Origin of the sequence: Streptomyces sp. x-19 (assembly GCF_046549115.1) — a bacterium.
GTDB classification, from domain to species: Bacteria; Actinomycetota; Actinomycetes; order Streptomycetales; family Streptomycetaceae; genus Streptomyces; species Streptomyces albulus_C.
This window is the reverse complement of sequence record NZ_JAJPWK010000007.1, coordinates 135591-151811: the sequence shown is the minus strand read 5'-3', so window position 1 is coordinate 151811 and position 16221 is coordinate 135591. Positions and strand designations below refer to the sequence as shown.

Below are 16221 nucleotides of genomic sequence, written 5' to 3'. Positions count from 1 at the left end.
TCGTCAACGAGACGAGTTGACGGGACGTCATGACGCGGTGTGCGGGCGCAGCGGACCCAAGCAGCTACGCGGGGCGCTCGGGAGGAGAGGGTGCCGCCGCCGCTTTGGGGGAGGCGAGGAAGATCGTGGCGAGGGTGAGGGCGGCGGCCAGCCATGTGATGGTGTGGAAGGCGTCGGCGAACGCCCGGGCCGTCTGCGGGGAGGTGCCGGCGTCCAGTGGGGACGTCGACGTGCCCGGCGGGAGGAGCGCGCGGTAGGCCACCGCGGTCACCGTGCCGAAGAGGGCGATCCCCAGACCGGCCCCGGCCTCGTAGGAGACGGACTCGATGCCCGCCGCCGCGCCCGCCTGGGAGGAGGGCGCGGTGGACATGATGAGGTTCGAGGCGACCATCTGGACCAGGCCGTGACCGAACCCGATCAGGGCGAGTCCGAGCGGGACGACCGTGCCGGAGGCGACCAGGACGTACCCGGTCGCGGCGAGCAGCAGGCCGGCGGGGACGTCCGCCCGGGGGCGTCCCACGCGGGAGAGGACCATGCCGCCCACCGGGCCGGCCACCATCGCGGCCACCGGCATGGGGATCAGGTACAACGCGGCGTCCTCCGCCGACAGTCCGTTGACGAACTGCAGGTACTGCACCAGTTGGAGTTCGAAGCCGACCATCACCAGCACCGGCAGCACCGAGGCCACCACTCCGGCGCGCAGTCCCGGCAGCCGGAACAGGGACAGGTCCACCATCGGGTGCGGCGCGCGCTGCTGGCGCCGGACGAACAGCACCAGTGCGCCCAGGCCCAACACGGCCGGCAGGGCCAGTTCCAGCGGTCCGACGCCGTCGTGGGTGAAGGCGATGATGGTGTAGGCGCAGCCCAGGAACCCCACGATCGACAGCAGGGGCGAGGTGGCTTCCCAGGGCTGCCGCTCGGACTCGATCTCGTTGCGCAGCAGCAGCACCACGGCGGGCACGGCCAATGCCACGAGGGGCAGGTTGACGAGGAAGATCGAGCCCCACCAGAAGTGTTGGAGCAGGAGGCCGCCCACCACCGGTCCGAGGGCCGAGGCGCCGGCGGCGACCGCGCTCCAGGCCCCGATCGCCACCGCGTGGTCGCGGCCGTCGCCGAACGTCTGCCGGATGAGCGCCAGCGTGGCCGGGATGATCATCGACGCGCCGACCGCCAACAGTGCCCGGGCTCCGATCAGGGGCAGCGGTCCCGTTGCCGCCGCGCACAGCGCCGAGGCCGCGCTGAACACCGCCAACCCCGCCAGCAGCAGGCGCTTGTGTCCGATCCGGTCGCCCAACGGGCCACTCACCAGCACCAGTCCGACCATGAGCAGCGAGTACACGTCGACGGTCCACAGCAGTGCGGGCGGGGACGCGTGCAGGTCGTGGGCGATCGTGGGGACGGTGATGGTGAGGATGGTGACGTCCATGGCCGCGGGCAGGAAGCACAGCAGCACCACGGCCAGCACCAGCCAGCGCCGAGCCCCGACCACAGGCAGCGTGTCGATCAACGGTCGGGGCTCAGAGCCGCCTTGACCCTGACGATGAGGTCGTGCAACTCGGCCAGGTTCGGGGCGTAGAACATGCAGCTCAGTCTGCCAGTTCGCGGATCCGTCAGCTGGGCTGGCACGACACCGCGCTCGGCGTGCCGGGGCGAGGCCACGAGCCGGCCGACGAGCTCCGCGCGTTCTCCGGCGTCACGCTCACCCCCGGCCGGGGCCGATCCCGCTCTGGATGGGCGGCGGCACCCTGCGCACCGGAGGCAGACCAGGCGCCCTGCACCGGATCGCCACCCTCGCCGACGGGTTCACCATGTCCGGCCTGCTCGCCAACCGGACCCGCCGCGGCGCCGCACTCATCGCCGAACTGCGCACGGCGGTGACCGAGGCCGGCCGTGACTGGTCCGCCTTCGGCACCGAGGCCCGCCTCCGCCCCGCCCCCGGTCGGCCCGATGCCTGGCGCTCGCTCGCCGATGCCTGGCGGTCCGCCGGTGGCACCCACCTCACCGTCACCACCGACGACCGCTCCCTGTTGGGCCCCCTGCACGCGGCGTTGACGGGGTAGCGCGACCAGGACGGACGGGGTCCGTCGCCCGGTTCGCCGGCCGGTGTCAGGCGGTGTCGAGGGTGTCGGTGACGGTGGAGGTCGGGGTGTGGAGGACGGCGTCGAACGCCTCGACGACGGGGGTGTGGAGGTAGGCGCTCTGGAGCCGGATGCGGTCGGGGCCCGGGGGCAGGTCGGTGCGTCCGGGGGATTGGGGGCGTGCCTGGCGGAGGTCGGCGATGCCGAGCCCGAGTCCGGCGTCGGTGAAGGCGGCTTCGATGCTGCCCGGTTCGGCCGGCTCCAGCGGGGTGGCGTCGATGGTGAAGCCGAAGCGGGCGTTCTCGTCGCGGGGCATGTCCGCGGTGTGTCCGGTGGTGCTCGTCAGGCCGAGGGGGAGGTAGGCGGCACCGAGCGCGCGGTGCAGGTGCTGTCCCATGGGGAGTCCGGTGAGGTGGCCGTCGAAGGAGACCGGAGTCCGCTGGATGTGGGCGTTGTGCGCGGCCAGTACGACGCGGGTCCCGGGTTCGAGGCGCTCCAGGTGCCACAGGACCGAGTGGGCCATGTAGGCGTCACGGGCCGAGGTGTCGGCGGTCAGTCCCTTTCCGGCGAAGAGGTCGGCCATGGCGCGGAAGGCGTAGTCGGCGTGGCAGGCGCCTTCGAGCCGGCGCACGGCGATGTCGTAGCCCTGCTGGTCGCCGCGGGAGACGTACAGCGGTTCGAGGGCGCGGAAGCGGATGAGCAGGCGCGTCAGGAGTGCGCTGAGGGCGTCCTGTTCGGCGGTGGCCAGGCGGGTCCAGGCGGGTGCGGCGACGGCTCCGGAGCCGCCGGCGAAGGACGCGGCGATCCGCAGTGCCTCCTGGAGGGTGGGCAGGGTTTCGGGGTCGATCCGGCGCAGGTAGTCGGCGACCGGCGTCAGGGCGGGAAGCAGCGAGCCACCCGCCGCGGGGATGTCGACGCCCGCGAAGCGCACCGGCGTTGCGGCGGTGCGGTTGTGGTGACGCAGCCACCGCAGCGGTGCGTCGAGTCCCACGGGGATCGTCCCGGCGAGGTGCGCCGCGAGGGCGTCGTCAGTCCCCTCGCCCTGGGCCCACGCGTCGAGGGCGAAGCCTTCGCTGAAGCCGTACTCGAAGGCCAGGACGGTGAATCCGCAGCGCTCGACCAGGAACCGCAGGATGCGCTCGCGCATGACCGCGAACTCCTGGATGAAGTGGGAACTCTCGCCGATCGCGACGACCCGGGCGTCGCCGACGACGGCGCGCAGCGGCTCCAGGTCGTCGAGCGGCGCATCGGGGTCGAGGTGGGTGAGGGGAGTGGCGTGGGCGCGGAGCCAGTCGGCGAACGGGTTGGGACGGGGCGAGACAGGCATGGTGGCGACGGGCTTTCTCGGGAAGGAGGAGGGGCGGATCGTCGTGCGGGCGGTCGCTGCGAGGCCGGTCGCGTCGTGCCCGAACCGTTCAACGGGCCCTCATGCGAAGGGTGTTGATGGCTGCTGTGGCGTTCAGTCCTGCTCGGGTGCCGCGTTCTCCAAGTCGTCGATGCTGCCGGACATGACGGTGCGGATGTGCGCGGTGAGGTGCGGGAGGGGCCAGTCCCACCAGGCCAGTGCGAGGAGGCGGTCGACGTCGGCGTCGCTGTAGCGGCGCCGGATGAGCCGGGCGGGGTTGCCGCCGACGATTCCGTAGTCGGGGACGTCGTCGACGACCACGGATCCGGCGGCGATGATGGCTCCGTTGCCGATGCGGACGCCCGGCATCACCATGGACCGGTAGCCGAACCAGACGTCGTGGCCCACCACGGTGTCGCCCCGTCCGGTCAGGCCGCTGAGCAGGTCGAAGTGTGCGGACCACGACCCGCCCATGATGGGGAACGGGAACGTCGAGGGGCCGTCCATGCGGTGGTTGGCGCCGTTCATGAGGAACCGCACGCCTTCGCCCAGCGCGCAGAACCTCCCGATGACCAGCTTCTCCGGCCCGTAGTGGTACAGCACGTTGCGCGTCTCGAAGGCGGTCGGGTCGTCGGGATCGTCGTAGTAGGAGAACTCCCCGACCTCGATCAACGGCGAGGTGACGAGCGGCTTGAGCAGCACTACCCGCGGCTGCTCGGGCATCGGGTGCACCACGGTCGGGTCGGCGGGCACGGGCGGCGTCATGGCAACGCTTCCTTCCTGGGGAACGACGGTACGTGAGGGGCGGTGGGCTGAAGGAGCGGGGTGGGCAACGGACGTCGAGGGGTGCCCGGGCGCCGTCCGACGGGCGGCTGCGGGCCGGCTGCGGGCGGGCCGCGGGCCCGGGCCGGGCCTCAGCGGGCGACGGCGGACGGCGCGGTCGCCCGCAGGTCCAGGTGGGTGCCCCGCCAGCGCTGACGCAGCCGGCGATCGTGGCTGACGATGACGAGGGTGCCGGCGTACCCGAGCAGGGCGGATTCCAACTCCTCGACGAGCGCGGGCGACAGGTGGTTGGTGGGTTCGTCCAGCAACAGGACGTCGGACGGCGCGTCGAGCAGCCGCGCCAGGGCGAGCCGCTGTCGCTGTCCGGTGGACAACCGGCCGACCGGCACCGCCAGTTGGTCGCGGTCGAACAGGCCGAGGGACAGCAGCCGTTCCGCCTGCGCGTCGGCCGTCCCCACCCGCCCGCGGGCGAACGCGGCCAGCACGGTGTCGTCCGGGTTCCCGGGCCGCGGCTCCTGACGGAGGTAGCCGATCCGGCCGCGGCGGCTGACGTGCCCGGCGTCGGGGACCAGTTCACCGGCCAGGACCCGGAGCAGGGTGCTCTTGCCCGCTCCGTTCGCCCCCGTGATCAGCAGGCGGTCGCCGGCGGTGAGGGCGAGGCTGGTGCGGGCGAGTCGGTCCGTGACGGCGACGTCGGCGGCGTCGAGCACGACGCCTTCCAGGCGACGGGCCCGCAGGACCGGGGTGAAGCGCAGGGGTTCCGGCGGCGGCGGGACCGGGTCGGCGACCAGGCGGCGCAGTCGTTCCTCGGCGTTGCGCACCCGACTGGCCAGGGACTGCTGCACCCGGCCGCCCGCCCGGTCGTAGGCCATCTTGTTGCCGTCCTTCATGGCCCGGCCGGGGGCCACCTGGCGGGCGGTGGTCGCGGCGGCCTCCCGGAGCCGGTCGATGTCGGCCCGCCACTGGTCGTGTGCCTGGGCCCAGCGTTGCCTGGCGGCAGCCTTCTCGGCGAGGTAGCCGGAGTAGCCGTTGCCGTACCGGTCGACCCGGCGCCGATCGGCGTCCACCTCCAGCAGGGTGGTGGCGACCCGTTCGAGGAAGACCCGGTCGTGGGAGACCGCGACCGTGGTGCCGCGCCGGGCGCGCAGGTGCTCCTCCAACCAGCGCAGCGCGTCGTCGTCGAGGTGGTTGGTCGGCTCGTCCAGCAGCAGCACCTCCGGGGCGGCGGCCAGGACGGCCGCGAGCCGCAACCGGACCCGTTCGCCGCCCGACAGGCTGCCCGCGGTGCGCTCCCGGCCCACCAGTCCCAGGCCGAGACCGTGCAGCGCGCGTTCCACCCGGGCGTCGGCGTCGTAGCCGCCGCGCAACTCGAAGACCGTCATCAACTCCCCGTATTCGGCCATGCCGGACTCGTCGCCGGCGGCCATCGCAGCCTCCAGGCGGCGCATGCGCCGCTCGACGGCGCGCAGATCGCCGAGCGCCCGGTCGATGACCTCCTGGACGGTCGTCTCCGCCGCCAGGTGCTCGTCCTGGGCGAGATAGCCGACGCCGCCGGTGGCCTGGACGACGACCTCGCCCTGATCGGGCCGCTCGCGCCCGGCGAACAGGCGGAGCAGGGTGGACTTGCCGGAACCGTTCTCGCCGATGATCCCGGTGCGCTCGCCGACGGCGAGCGAGCAGGTCACGGCGTCAAGGACGAGCCGGCCACGGAAGGACTTGCTGACGGTGAGCGCACTGATCTGTGTGGGCATGCAGGGTCTCCAGAGCATTCGGGAACGAGGCGACGGTGCGGGGCCGCGCGGCCGGGCGAACGCTGGGGAAGAGCATGGTCACTCCACTAGTGCGACAACTGATGCTTTAAGATCGTGCCACAACACCGCCTCCCGAGCAAAGGAACTTTTCCCGTGACGACCCCCACGGACCCGGACCCGGACCCGGAAGACGGAGCCGCCCCGCAAGGCGACCAGGCCCCGCCCCGCCGCCGCCCCGGCGGCCGCACCGCCCGCATCCGCCAGCAGGTGCTCGACGCGGTCCTCGCGGAGCTCGGCGACCACGGTTACGACGGGCTCACCACCGACACCGTCGCCGCCCGGGCCGGCGTGCACCGCACCACGGTGTACCGGCGGTGGAGAGACGTCGGCGGCCTGCTCGCCGACGTCCTCGACGCGGCCGGCGACGACGACTGGCAGCCACCGGACACCGGCTCGTTGGAAGGCGACCTGACCGCACTGAACGAGGAGATCCACTCGGCGCTGACCGCACGACCGCCGATCGTGGCCGCACTGATCGCCGCCTCGTTCCGCTCCGAGCAGGCCGCCGCCGCCCAACAGCGGCTCTGGGACGACCGCTACGCCCGCTGCGAGGTCGTCGTCAACCGGGCCGTCGGACGCGGCGAACTCCCCCCGCACAGCGACGCCCGGCGACTGCTCATCGCCGCCACCGCACCGCTGTACCACCAACTGGTGCTGCTGCGCACGCCCCCCGACCCGCAACTGCCGGGCCACGCCGCCAGAACCGTGGCCCTCGCCGCGGCCGCCGGCGCCTTCGTCGAGCCCCCGCCGGCGGCCGACGACTGAGCGGGGCCCGCAGGCCGCCCGAGCCGAACGCCGGCGCGCACGCCCTACCGGGGCTGCTCCGCCGCGGAGAAGAAGTCGAGCAGGCCCTGCGGAGTGGTGCCGCCGAACAGCAGCTCGTAGTGGCGGAGCCCTTCGGCGGCGGCTTCGGCGCTGCGGGGGAACATGGCCTGCTCGTACGCGGCGAGGGCCGCCTCGATGTCGTCGGGGTGGGCGGCGAGTGCCTGGCCGAGCTCGGCGCCGTCCTGCATGGCCAGGTTGGCGCCCTCGCCGTTGGGCACCGAGAGGTGGGCGGCGTCGCCGACCAGGGTCACCCCGGGCACCCGCTCCCACCGGTGTTCCGTCGGCAGGGCGTAGTGGGGACGCACGACGGGCGTGGTGTCGCTGTCGGTGATCAGGGCGGTGAGCTCGGGGGCCCAACCGTCGAATTCCCGCGCGATCCGCGCGGTGGCCGCGGCGACGTCCGTGAAGTCGACGGCCGCGAACCACTCCTGCGGCTTGAGCAGCGTCACGTAGGCGTGCAGGGTGCCGCCGCTCTCCCGGTGGGCCCCGATCCACTTCTCGTTCCCGCCCGGTTCGAACGTGCCCAACGACCCGCCGCCGACCGCCTGCGCGCTGGCCGGGTGCCGGGTGTCGGCGTCGAACAGGTAGGTCTCGACGAACGACCGGCCGCTGTACTCCGGCGCGGCGTCGGAGAGCAGCGGCCGGACCCGGGACCACGCGCCGTCCGCACCGACCAGCAGACGCGTGACGGTGGTGCGGCCGTCGGCGAAGGTCACCTCGTGGCGGCCCCCGCCCAGGGCGCGGACGCCGTCGGCCTTGTGCCCCCACCGGACGGTGCCGGCCGGCAGCGAGTCGAGCAGCAGCTGCCGCAGTTCGCCGCGCGGCACTTCCGGGCGTCCGCCGGTGCCGTCGTCGGCCTGGTCGAGCAGGACGGTCCCGTCGCGGTGGAGGATCCGCATCGCCTGGTGCCCCTCCAGGATGATGCTGCGGAACTCGTCCGTCAGCCCGGCCGCCTGGAGCGCGAGCTGCCCGTTGTGGGCGTGGATGTCGAGCAACCCGCCCTGCGTGCGGGCCATCGGCGAGGGTTCCGCCTCGTAGACCGCGACGGGGATGTCGTGGAGGTGCAGGACGCGGGCCAGTACGAGGCCGCCGAGTCCGGCGCCGATGATCGTGACGGGAGTGGTCATGGTGGTTCCCTTGAGCTCGTGGACCGCCGGGCGGATGCCCGGCGCCGGCCCGCCCCACGCTCCCGGCAGCCGTCGACAGACCGCCGACAGACTGTCGACAGACCGCCGACAGTCCTCCGACACGCCGCCGTCCACCACCGTCAGATCACTGACGGGCCCGGCCACCGCTGCCCCCCCCCGGGGCGTCGCCTCCGGGTCAGTCGGCGGTCGCCCCGGACGCGTCGAGGGGTGAGCCGGGGCGATCCACGATCCCCTGCACGATCCGCAGCAGGCGTTCCCCCGCCCGGTCGATGCTGCCGTTCTGCGTGCTGACCTGCGCGCCTTCCAGTACGAAGGTGATCTCGGCGGCGGCCTGCTCGGGGTCGGGCAGGCCGGCCGCGGTGCACATGCCGACCAGCCTGCGGGTCTGGAGTGCCTTGTGCTCCTCGATGACCTGGCGTGCCGGATGGGCGCGGTCGGGCAGCTCGGCGAGGGAGTTGATGAAGGGGCAGCCCCGGTAGGAGAGCGCGGGCAGTCCCTCGGCGATGAAGCGGGCCAACGCCAGGATCTGCTCCCTGGGCCGGTCGTGGAATGTGGTCTCGACCCGGTCGAAGGCGGCCTGGTAGTCGGCGGCGACGATCCGCAGCCACTCCGCGACCAGCGCGTCCTTCGTTTCGAAGTGCCGGTAGATGGCCATTTTGGTGGTCTCGGCCTTCTCGGCGATGGCCTGGACGCCCACCCGCCGGATCCCCTCGCTCTGGAAGAGCTCCTCCGCCGCGTCGAGGATGCGCTCGCGCGGTGGGAGTTTCGCCACCCTGCTCGGCCTGCTGGCGGTCGATGCCATGACTGCTCCGTGACGTCCGGTCGGTTGTGGGCCCCGCACCCCTCGCTACGGTACCAGTTCGTCCTGCGCGATACCGTTGGGTATCGTTGGGAACTCATCGGTATCGTTCTTTCCTCTGGGAGTGACAGTGAGAGTTGCCGAGTACGTGGAGTTCGACGGGGTCGGGCTCGCGGAGCTGGTGGCCCGTGGCGAGGTGACCCCCGTCGAAGTCGAAGCAGCCGCACGCGAGGCGGCACGGACGGTCGATCCGCAGCTCAACGCCATCGTGGAGACCTGGCCGGCCGACGACGCGCCCGCCCCCGGCAGCGCACCGCTGGCCGGGGTCCCGTTCCTGATCAAGGACATCGGGGTCACCATGGCCGGCAGGCGCATGGAACTGGGCAGCCGCCTCGCCGCCGGCAACGTCGCCGGAGCCGACTCCGCCCTGATGCGGCGCTTCCGCCGCGCCGGCCTCGTGACGTTCGGGCGCACCGCGACACCGGAGATGGCCTACAGCAACACGACGGAACCCGTCCTGTACGGCGCCACCCGCAACCCCTGGGACCCGGAGCGGAGCGCGGGCGGCTCCAGCGGGGGAGCGGGTGCGGCCGTCGCCGCCGGGGTGGTCCCGCTCGCGCACGCCACCGACGCCGCCGGCTCGATCCGCATCCCCGCCGCGTACAACGGCCTCTTCGGGCTGAAGCCCACCCGCGGCCGGGTCTCCTGGGGGCCCGACTTCGACGAGATGTTCAACGGCCTGGCCGTGCAGGGCGGCGTCAGCCGCACGGTGCGCGACGGCGCGGTGCTGCTCGACCGGATGCGCGGTCCGGAGCCGGGCGACCCCTACCACGCCCCGGAGCCACCTCGGCCGTACGCCGAGGAAGTCGCCCGTCCCCCGGGCTCGTTGCGGATCGGCGTCCTCGCCCAGGCGTGGGGTGGCCGCCGCACCGCCGCACCGGTGGCCGGAGCGCTCTTCCGCACCGCGCGCCTGCTGGAATCCCTCGGGCACCACCTGGTCGAGGTCGAGGTCGACCTCGGCGTCGACTGGGAGGAGTTCCTCCTGGCCAACGCCCGTCAGTGGACGGCGAACCTCACGGCCTCGGTCGACGACCTGGCCGCCGCCTTCGACCGGCCCGTCGACTCCTCAACCCTGGAACCGCCCGTCCTCGCCAGCTACCACTACGGACGGCGGGTCAGCGGCGCCCAGTTGGTCACCGCGCTCGCGGTCCGCAACCGGGTCGCGCGCCGCCTGGCACGGTACTTCGACGCGTACGACGTGCTGCTCACCCCGACCGTGCCGGAGCTCCCCGTTCCGCTGGGCATGCATGCCGAGGGCGCGGAAGCGCTGGACGGCCTCGGCTGGCTCCGCCGCCTCTTCGACATCGGGCCGTTCAGCGCCGCGTTCAACGTGGCGGGCACGCCGGCCATGTCGGTGCCCCTGACCGCGGACGCGGAGACCGGGCTCCCGATCGGCATGCAGTTCGCCGCCGGCTACGGGCACGAAGGCCGCCTCTTCCGCCTCGCCGGACAACTCGAACGCGCGAACCCCTGGTCGCACCGGACCCCCGCGGTGTGGGCGGGGAACCCCGCGGGGTCGTGAGACGTGCCCCGGGCCGGCGAGCCGGCCCGGGGTGGCTGCGGCCGTTGCGGCATGGGGAGTTGAAGGACGACACCGACACCTCCCGGTGTCCCGCCGCCCGGGGAGTGGATTGGCGCGCATGCGAGCAGTCGTGATCGACGGCAGGGGCGCCTTCCGGCTCGAACGGCGCGCCGATCCGGTCCCCGGGCCCGGTCAGGTGGTGGTGAGGCCGGCGGGCCCGGGGAAGTTCGGCGAGGTCATCCTGGTGCCCTGACGGGTACCCGCAGGCGCCGCGCCGGGGACGGGCGGGGCCGGTCCGGACCCGGTTCGACCGACGGCGCCGACGTGCCGTCGCCGACCTTCGGGCCGGTGGCTCCGCGGGCCGTGCCGGAGCGGTTCACTCTCCCTCGTGGGCTGGGAGGCGGACCGGGGCAGGGGTAGGGGCCGGGGCGGCATCGGAGCCGCACAACTCGGCGACGAGGGCGCGCGCGAAGCCCTCGTCCGTTCCCGGGATCGAGAACACCACGCGGAAGTAGAGGGGTGCGACCACCCGATCGAGGACGCGCTCCAGTGGGGGCGTCGCCTCGCCCCGTTGGGCACCCGCTTCCAGGGGTGCCTGGAAGCGGGCGCTGACCCGTTCCAGGCAGGCGCGGAGCCCGGCCCGGCGGTCGTCCACGTCCGGTGCCACCTCGGCGCGGAAGAAGGCCACGCCGCCCGGTCGTGACAGGTCGTCCAGCGTCCACACCGCGGCCCGCTCCAGGTCCTGGCGCAGGTCTCCGACGAGCTCCGGCGCCTCCTCGTCCTGGTGTCGGGCGGCCACGTCCGCCAGGAGGGCGGGGATCGTCCCCCACCGCCGGTAGATCGAGCTGGAGTTGACGCCGGCGCGGCGCGCCACGGCGGGGACGGTGACCTTGTCGGCGCCGACCTCGTACACGAGGTCCACCACCGCCCGGTGGACGAGGGCGCGTACGCGGGCGCTCCGGCCGCCGGGGCGACTGTCTTTGCTTTTGGCGGGCATCCCCCCACCTTAAAGCATAGAGTTGCGCTTTAGTGTGCGACGCGCCTACGCTGACTAAAGCAAAGATCACCGCTTTACGTCTGCTCCCGGAGGACCCATGCCTCAGTACGACGCCGCCCACCGACTCGGCGAGACGTTCCACGGTTACCTGGCCGCCGGCGACTGGAACGGCATCCGGACGCTGCTCACCGACGACGCCACCTGGACGCTGCCCGGTGACAACACCGTCTCCGGCACCGCGGAAGGCGCCGACGAAGTCGTGGCGCGGGCCAGGAAGATCGCGTCCTACGGCCTCCATTTCGCGCTGCTGCACATCCTGGTGAGCCGCGAGAACATGGCCCTCTCCCTGCACAACACCGCCCGCCGGGGCGACGTCCGGCTGGACGAACACCTCTCCACCGTCTGCCGCCTGCGCGACGGCAAGATCGCGAGCATCGAGACCTACCTCTCCGACGTCGCGGGCATGAACGCGTTCTTCGTCTGAGCGACCGACGGCCCGCGCGGCGCGTCGGCGCCACCCCGCGCAACCTCTCGGCGCGGCAATCCCTTTGCGCCGCTGTTCCGTACCGGTGGTCGAGGGGTGGGTCGAAGGAAGGGGCGATCATGGGAGTCTTCGCAACGCTCGTTCCCGCAATGGGCCGTGGCCATGGTGACCACGGCGAGAGGGGCCGGCACGGGGACCGGGACGACCGGGACCGCGACCGGCGCGGGCGGGACGATCGGGACCATGGCCATGACGGTGGCCGCGATCGCGACCGGGACCGCGAAGGGAGGTACTGAGTGCTCAAGTGGCCGTCAGCGGCCGGGCGCCCCGCCCGGCCGCACGGGTCGGTGAGACGACGTGAGCCGCGCGGGACCGCGCTCCTGCACCCGCGGTGACGCCCGGGGCGCCGACGCGGCCGGGGAGGCCACGCCGTCCGCGGGCGCGCGGGAGCGGACGTGCGAGCGGTGGCGGCGGACGACGAAGTCGCCGTCCGCGGCCCGTGCTTCCGGCGGCGCCGACGCGGTCGTCGAGGCTGCTCCGCCGGTGGCGCTGCGCGAGGTGTTCCGACGGTTCTGGCCCTACACGCGCGGTGGGCGCCCGTGGTTCCTGGTGATCCTGGGGCTCGTGGTGCTGGGGCCCGTCGTCGATGCGGCCGAGGTCTGGCTCTTCAAGATCCTCATCGACGACGTGCTGATCCCGCGCGACCTGCACCTCCTCGTCCCGGTCGCCCTCGCCTTCCTGGGCCTCACCCTCCTGGCCGGGGCCCTGGACTTCGCGGACGACGTGACCTCCACCTGGGTCAGTGAGCGGTTCCTGCTGGCGCTTCGCTCGGCGCTCTTCCGCCACGTCGAGGGCCTGTCGCTCGGCTTCTTCGAGCGGCGGCGGCTCGGCGACGTGCTCTCCCGGATGACCGGCGACGTCGACGCGGTCGAGACCTTCCTCCTCTCCGGCATCGTGAACGCCCTCGCACAGGTCGTGCGGCTGGGCGTCTTCCTCGGCGTGCTGTCCTACCTGAGCTGGCACCTGACGCTGCTGGCCGTCGTCATCGTTCCGCTGTTCTGGTGCACCGCCCGGTGGTTCTCCCGGCGCGTCAAGACCGTGGCGCGGGAGCGGCGGCGGCGCAGCGGATCGATCAGTGCGATCGCCGAGGAGACCCTGGGCAACATCGCGCTCGTGCAGGCGTACAACCGGCAGCGCTGGGAGCACGGCAGGTTCGAGCGGGAGAACCTCGGTCGATTCCGGGCCGTCATGGCCTCCGCCCGCCTCGGCGCCGTGTACGCCACGGCCGTCGACCTCATCGAACTGGTCGGCGCGCTGCTGGTGTTGGGCCTGGGGACCTGGGAACTGATCCGGGGCCAGCTCACCCTGGGCGGCCTGATGGTCTTCCTCACGTTGCTCAGCAGGCTCTACAGCCCCATCCGCGGTCTGTCCGGCCTCAGCAACACCTTCTCCTCCGCGTCGGCCTCCGCGGAGCGGATCATCGAACTGCTCGACCAGCGGCCGCAGGTCCGCCAGCGCGCGACTCCCCGGACGCCGGGACGCTGTCGCGGCGAGATCGCCTTCGACGACGTCTCCTTCCGTTACCCGGGTGCCACCGCGACCGCCCTGGTGGGGGTCTCGTTCCGGGTGGCGCCGGGCGAGACGCTGGCACTCGTGGGCGCCAGCGGTGCGGGGAAGACGACCGTCGCCAAGCTGCTGCTGCGCTTCTACGACCCGGACCGAGGCACCGTCCGCCTCGACGGGCACGACCTTCGCGACCTGAGCCTGGACGCCCTGCGGGACAACGTCGCCGTGCTCCTCCAGGAGACCCTGGTCCTCCACGGCACGGTGCGCGACAACATCGTCTACGGCCGGCCCGGCGTGGGCGATGCCGAGATCGTCGCCGCCGCCCGTGCAGCGGACGCCCACGGCTTCATCAGCCAACTCCCCGACGGCTACGACACGGTGGTCGGCCAGCGCGGCCGGCTGCTCTCCGGCGGGCAGCGGCAGCGCCTGGCCATCGCCCGCGCCATGGTCCGTGACGCGCCGCTGCTCGTCCTCGACGAGCCGACCACCGGCCTCGACGCGGAATCCGGCCGGCGCATCCTGCACCCCCTGCGCCGGCTGATGCGCGGCCGCACGACGATCCTGATCTCCCACGACCTGCTCACCGTCCGCGACGCCACCCGGATACTGCTCCTCGATCACGGTCGTGTCACCGCCCGTGGCACGCATCGAGAACTGCTCGCCCGCAGTGCGGCGTACGCACGGCTGTACCGGCCGTACGAGACCACCGCCGGGCCGCAGGCAGGCAGGCCGTCGTGGGGACCTTGAACCCTTCGCCGGCCCCACACGTACACAGGACGTCCCGACCGGGCGATTCGGGGAGGCTGCGAGGTCTTCAATGCCTGTGATATCTGCGATGTCTGCGCGTCCAGGCGAGGCCGTGCTGAGGGGCGTCGCGGCCGGTTGCGCCCTGCTCAACGCCGTCGTGCACCTCCTGCTGGTGCCCGAGCACCTCGCGGAAGTGCCGTACGTGGGCGGCCTGTTCCTCGTCGGCAGCGTGGCGCTGGTCGTCGCGGCCCTCGGGCTCGCGCGCCGGAACCCGACGCCGGCCTGGGTGCTGGGCGCGCTGGTCAGTGCCGGCATGGTCCTGGGCTTCGCGCTGTCGCGCACCGTCGGGTTGCCGGGCTACCACGAAGAAGGCTGGGAACCCCCGTACGGGATCTTGGCCCTCGTCACCGAGGTGACGTTCCTGGTCGCGCTCGGCGCGTGGTGGGGCGTGACGGCGGCGCGCACCCCTTCCGCTCCGGGCACCCGCCCCGGCTCGTCCGTGCGCATCGGGTGGCGTCCACGGCCCCCGCGCCCCGCCCCATGAGCGGGCCGTCACCCCTCCGGGAGAGGCAGTGGCGGAGGAGGAGAATGGGAGCGTGCCATTCCGTCGCCGCCCGGCAGCAATCCCCGGGCCGGGCCGGACCGTACGTAGGGGTATGCAGTGGTTGCAGCTCCCGGTCGGACGCATCCCGGACGAGGCGCTGCTGGCTGGCCTGGCCACCGGTGACCCGGAGCTCGCCGTCACGTTCGTGCGGCGCTTCCAGCACACCGTCTTCGGCGTGGCCCTCGCGGTCACCCGAGATCCCCAGCTGGCCGAGGACATCGCCCAGCAGACGTTCGAGCGCGCGTGGCGGCACGCCCAGGTCTACGACTCCCGCCGCGGCTCTGTGACCGCCTGGCTGACGACCATCGCGCACAACCTCGCCATCGACGCCGTCCGATCGCGCCAACCGGACCCGGTGGCGCCGGAGGACCTCGACGCCCTCCTGAGCGCGGTGACCGACACCCCCGAACAGCAGGCACTGGCCGACGAGGCGTCGGCCACCCTGCGGGCGGCGGTGGCACGGCTGCCGGACGAACAGCGCCGCGCCCTGGTGATGGCGGGCCTGTACGGGATGACCGCCCGGCAGGTCGCCGACCGGGAGCACATCCCGCTGGGCACCGCCAAGACGCGGATCAGGGCCGCGATGGGCAAGCTGCGCGCCACCCTCACCGCCCCCGAACGTCCGCACCCGGGCGCCGCGCCCCCGACGCCCACGAACCCGCACCCCGCGTCTCCGAAGGGAGGCGACCATGGCTGAGGACCTGTCCTGCACACAGTTGCACCAGGCCGGTGCCGAACTGGCCCTGGGCGTGCTCTCGGGCCGGGAGCGGGCCGAGGCGACCGCCCATCTGGACCGCTGCGCGGACTGCCGGGAGTACATCGGGCAGCTGGCCCGCGTCGGAGACGGGCTGCTCGGCCTGCTGCCCGGCAGCGAGCCGCCGGCCGGATTCGAGACCAGGGTGGTGCGGCGGCTGGCCCGGGCCCGGGCCGCGCGGGACGGGCGGGACGCCGCGCGGGGCTTCGGGACCCGGCACGGAGCGCTGCACAAGGGCGTCTGGCTGCGGGTCGCGTCCGCCCTGGCCGTACTCGCGCTCAGCTTCGGCTTCGCCGGCTGGGCACTGGGCACCGCCGTCGAAGACATCGTGGCCGGCCCCGCCCCCTCCGCCCCGGCCGCGGCGGGGATGCTGCACGCGCACCTGACGGGAGCCGGTGCGGGACATCGCCAACGGGTCGGTGACCTCTACGTCCACCGCGGGCCGCCGGGCTGGGTCTTCATGTCCGTCGACCTCGCCGATGCGGGACTCCCGTACAGCGGCAAGGTGACATGCCTGCTGGAGCGGACCGACGGCTCGACCGTCCGGCTCGGCACCTTCGAGCTCCACCACGGATACGGCTACTGGGGCGCCCCGGCCCCCGGGGACCCCGCCACGCTCTCCGGCGTCCGTCTGGTCTCCGCCGAGGGCCACGACCTGGCCACCGCACGCTTCACCGCACCGTGAGCCTGCGCCGGTG

General features: G+C 73.2%; 16 protein-coding genes. 9 read left to right on the top strand and 7 right to left on the bottom strand.

Features of this window, described 5'->3' with window-relative positions; genetic code table 11:
• Positions 1-64: 64 nt before the first annotated feature.
• Positions 65-1507, bottom strand: coding sequence for an MFS transporter (locus ACLJT4_RS19545; RefSeq protein WP_411123542.1), 1443 nt, complete (start codon positions 1505-1507; stop codon positions 65-67).
• Between the two features lie 223 nt (positions 1508-1730).
• Here ACLJT4_RS19545 and ACLJT4_RS19540 point away from each other — a divergent pair, with 223 nt between their 5' ends.
• Positions 1731-2060 (top strand): hypothetical protein, encoded by a 330-nt coding sequence (locus ACLJT4_RS19540; RefSeq protein WP_411123541.1) that lies wholly within the window; start codon positions 1731-1733, stop codon positions 2058-2060.
• Between the two features lie 46 nt (positions 2061-2106).
• Here the strand turns inward: ACLJT4_RS19540 and ACLJT4_RS19535 are convergent, their stop codons facing one another.
• The 3 genes from ACLJT4_RS19535 to abc-f all read right to left on the bottom strand — a co-directional run bounded on the left by ACLJT4_RS19535 (position 2107) and on the right by abc-f (position 5957).
• Positions 2107-3405: an erythromycin esterase family protein gene (locus ACLJT4_RS19535; RefSeq protein ID WP_411123540.1), complete on the bottom strand. Its 1299-nt coding sequence runs from the start codon at positions 3403-3405 to the stop codon at positions 2107-2109.
• Positions 3406-3537: 132 nt separating this feature from the next.
• The gene (locus ACLJT4_RS19530; RefSeq protein ID WP_411123539.1) at positions 3538-4188 is read right to left on the bottom strand and encodes a CatB-related O-acetyltransferase; all 651 of its coding nucleotides are present in this window, start codon (positions 4186-4188) and stop codon (positions 3538-3540) included.
• Positions 4189-4337: 149 nt separating this feature from the next.
• Positions 4338-5957 (bottom strand): ribosomal protection-like ABC-F family protein, encoded by a 1620-nt coding sequence (gene abc-f / locus ACLJT4_RS19525; RefSeq protein WP_411123538.1) that lies wholly within the window; start codon positions 5955-5957, stop codon positions 4338-4340.
• Positions 5958-6110: 153 nt separating this feature from the next.
• On the opposite strand from abc-f, the gene ACLJT4_RS19520 reads away from it, so the two are divergent.
• Positions 6111-6782, top strand: coding sequence for a TetR/AcrR family transcriptional regulator (locus ACLJT4_RS19520; RefSeq protein WP_411123537.1), 672 nt, complete (start codon positions 6111-6113; stop codon positions 6780-6782).
• Positions 6783-6826: 44 nt separating this feature from the next.
• Here ACLJT4_RS19520 and ACLJT4_RS19515 read toward each other — a convergent pair whose 3' ends face one another.
• Together ACLJT4_RS19515 and ACLJT4_RS19510 are read right to left on the bottom strand one after the other, a co-directional pair.
• Positions 6827-7969 carry an FAD-dependent oxidoreductase gene (locus tag ACLJT4_RS19515; protein WP_411123536.1) on the bottom strand — a complete coding sequence of 381 codons (1143 nt, stop codon included), beginning with the start codon at positions 7967-7969 and terminating at the stop codon, positions 6827-6829.
• Between the two features lie 196 nt (positions 7970-8165).
• Entirely contained in the window at positions 8166-8792 is a 627-nt protein-coding gene (locus tag ACLJT4_RS19510) for a TetR/AcrR family transcriptional regulator (RefSeq protein WP_411123535.1), read from the bottom strand.
• A 127-nt stretch (positions 8793-8919) separates the two neighbouring features.
• Here ACLJT4_RS19510 and ACLJT4_RS19505 point away from each other — a divergent pair, with 127 nt between their 5' ends.
• Entirely contained in the window at positions 8920-10371 is a 1452-nt protein-coding gene (locus tag ACLJT4_RS19505) for an amidase (protein ID WP_411123783.1), read from the top strand.
• Positions 10372-10489: 118 nt separating this feature from the next.
• Positions 10490-10624, top strand: a complete 135-nt coding sequence (locus tag ACLJT4_RS19500; RefSeq protein ID WP_411123534.1) for a hypothetical protein — start codon at positions 10490-10492, stop codon at positions 10622-10624.
• A gap of 123 nt (positions 10625-10747) precedes the next feature.
• On the opposite strand, the gene ACLJT4_RS19495 is transcribed toward ACLJT4_RS19500, so the two are convergent.
• On the bottom strand, positions 10748-11368 hold the full coding sequence (locus ACLJT4_RS19495) for a TetR/AcrR family transcriptional regulator (RefSeq protein ID WP_411123533.1): 621 nt from the start codon (positions 11366-11368) through the stop codon (positions 10748-10750).
• Positions 11369-11465: 97 nt separating this feature from the next.
• Here ACLJT4_RS19495 and ACLJT4_RS19490 point away from each other — a divergent pair, with 97 nt between their 5' ends.
• From ACLJT4_RS19490 to ACLJT4_RS19470, 5 genes are all read left to right on the top strand, one after another.
• Positions 11466-11852: a nuclear transport factor 2 family protein gene (locus ACLJT4_RS19490; RefSeq protein WP_411123532.1), complete on the top strand. Its 387-nt coding sequence runs from the start codon at positions 11466-11468 to the stop codon at positions 11850-11852.
• Positions 11853-12209: 357 nt separating this feature from the next.
• Positions 12210-14165 (top strand): ABC transporter ATP-binding protein, encoded by a 1956-nt coding sequence (locus tag ACLJT4_RS19485; RefSeq protein WP_411123531.1) that lies wholly within the window; start codon positions 12210-12212, stop codon positions 14163-14165.
• Between the two features lie 88 nt (positions 14166-14253).
• A complete protein-coding gene (locus tag ACLJT4_RS19480) occupies positions 14254-14709 on the top strand; it encodes a hypothetical protein (RefSeq protein WP_411123530.1) in 456 nt (151 codons plus the stop codon).
• Between the two features lie 112 nt (positions 14710-14821).
• On the top strand, positions 14822-15466 hold the full coding sequence (locus tag ACLJT4_RS19475; RefSeq protein WP_411123529.1) for an RNA polymerase sigma factor: 645 nt from the start codon (positions 14822-14824) through the stop codon (positions 15464-15466).
• Positions 15459-16208 (top strand): zf-HC2 domain-containing protein, encoded by a 750-nt coding sequence (locus ACLJT4_RS19470; protein ID WP_411123528.1) that lies wholly within the window; start codon positions 15459-15461, stop codon positions 16206-16208. Before ACLJT4_RS19475 ends, ACLJT4_RS19470 begins: the two co-directional genes overlap by 8 nt.
• Positions 16209-16221: the final 13 nt, after the last annotated feature.

What these genes read in the sequence shown, in the direction of transcription:
- ACLJT4_RS19540 (WP_411123541.1), top strand. Translation starts at nt 1,731, where the DNA reads ATGGGCGGCGGCACCCTGCGCACCGGAGGCAGACCAGGCGCCCTGCAC.
- ACLJT4_RS19535 (WP_411123540.1), bottom strand. Translation starts at nt 3,405, where the DNA reads ATGCCTGTCTCGCCCCGTCCCAACCCGTTCGCCGACTGGCTCCGCGCC.
- ACLJT4_RS19530 (WP_411123539.1), bottom strand. Translation starts at nt 4,188, where the DNA reads ATGACGCCGCCCGTGCCCGCCGACCCGACCGTGGTGCACCCGATGCCC.
- abc-f (WP_411123538.1), bottom strand. Translation starts at nt 5,957, where the DNA reads ATGCCCACACAGATCAGTGCGCTCACCGTCAGCAAGTCCTTCCGTGGC.
- ACLJT4_RS19515 (WP_411123536.1), bottom strand. Translation starts at nt 7,969, where the DNA reads ATGACCACTCCCGTCACGATCATCGGCGCCGGACTCGGCGGCCTCGTA.
- ACLJT4_RS19510 (WP_411123535.1), bottom strand. Translation starts at nt 8,792, where the DNA reads ATGGCATCGACCGCCAGCAGGCCGAGCAGGGTGGCGAAACTCCCACCG.
- ACLJT4_RS19500 (WP_411123534.1), top strand. Translation starts at nt 10,490, where the DNA reads ATGCGAGCAGTCGTGATCGACGGCAGGGGCGCCTTCCGGCTCGAACGG.
- ACLJT4_RS19495 (WP_411123533.1), bottom strand. Translation starts at nt 11,368, where the DNA reads ATGCCCGCCAAAAGCAAAGACAGTCGCCCCGGCGGCCGGAGCGCCCGC.
- ACLJT4_RS19490 (WP_411123532.1), top strand. Translation starts at nt 11,466, where the DNA reads ATGCCTCAGTACGACGCCGCCCACCGACTCGGCGAGACGTTCCACGGT.
- ACLJT4_RS19480 (WP_411123530.1), top strand. Translation starts at nt 14,254, where the DNA reads ATGTCTGCGCGTCCAGGCGAGGCCGTGCTGAGGGGCGTCGCGGCCGGT.
- ACLJT4_RS19475 (WP_411123529.1), top strand. Translation starts at nt 14,822, where the DNA reads ATGCAGTGGTTGCAGCTCCCGGTCGGACGCATCCCGGACGAGGCGCTG.
- ACLJT4_RS19470 (WP_411123528.1), top strand. Translation starts at nt 15,459, where the DNA reads ATGGCTGAGGACCTGTCCTGCACACAGTTGCACCAGGCCGGTGCCGAA.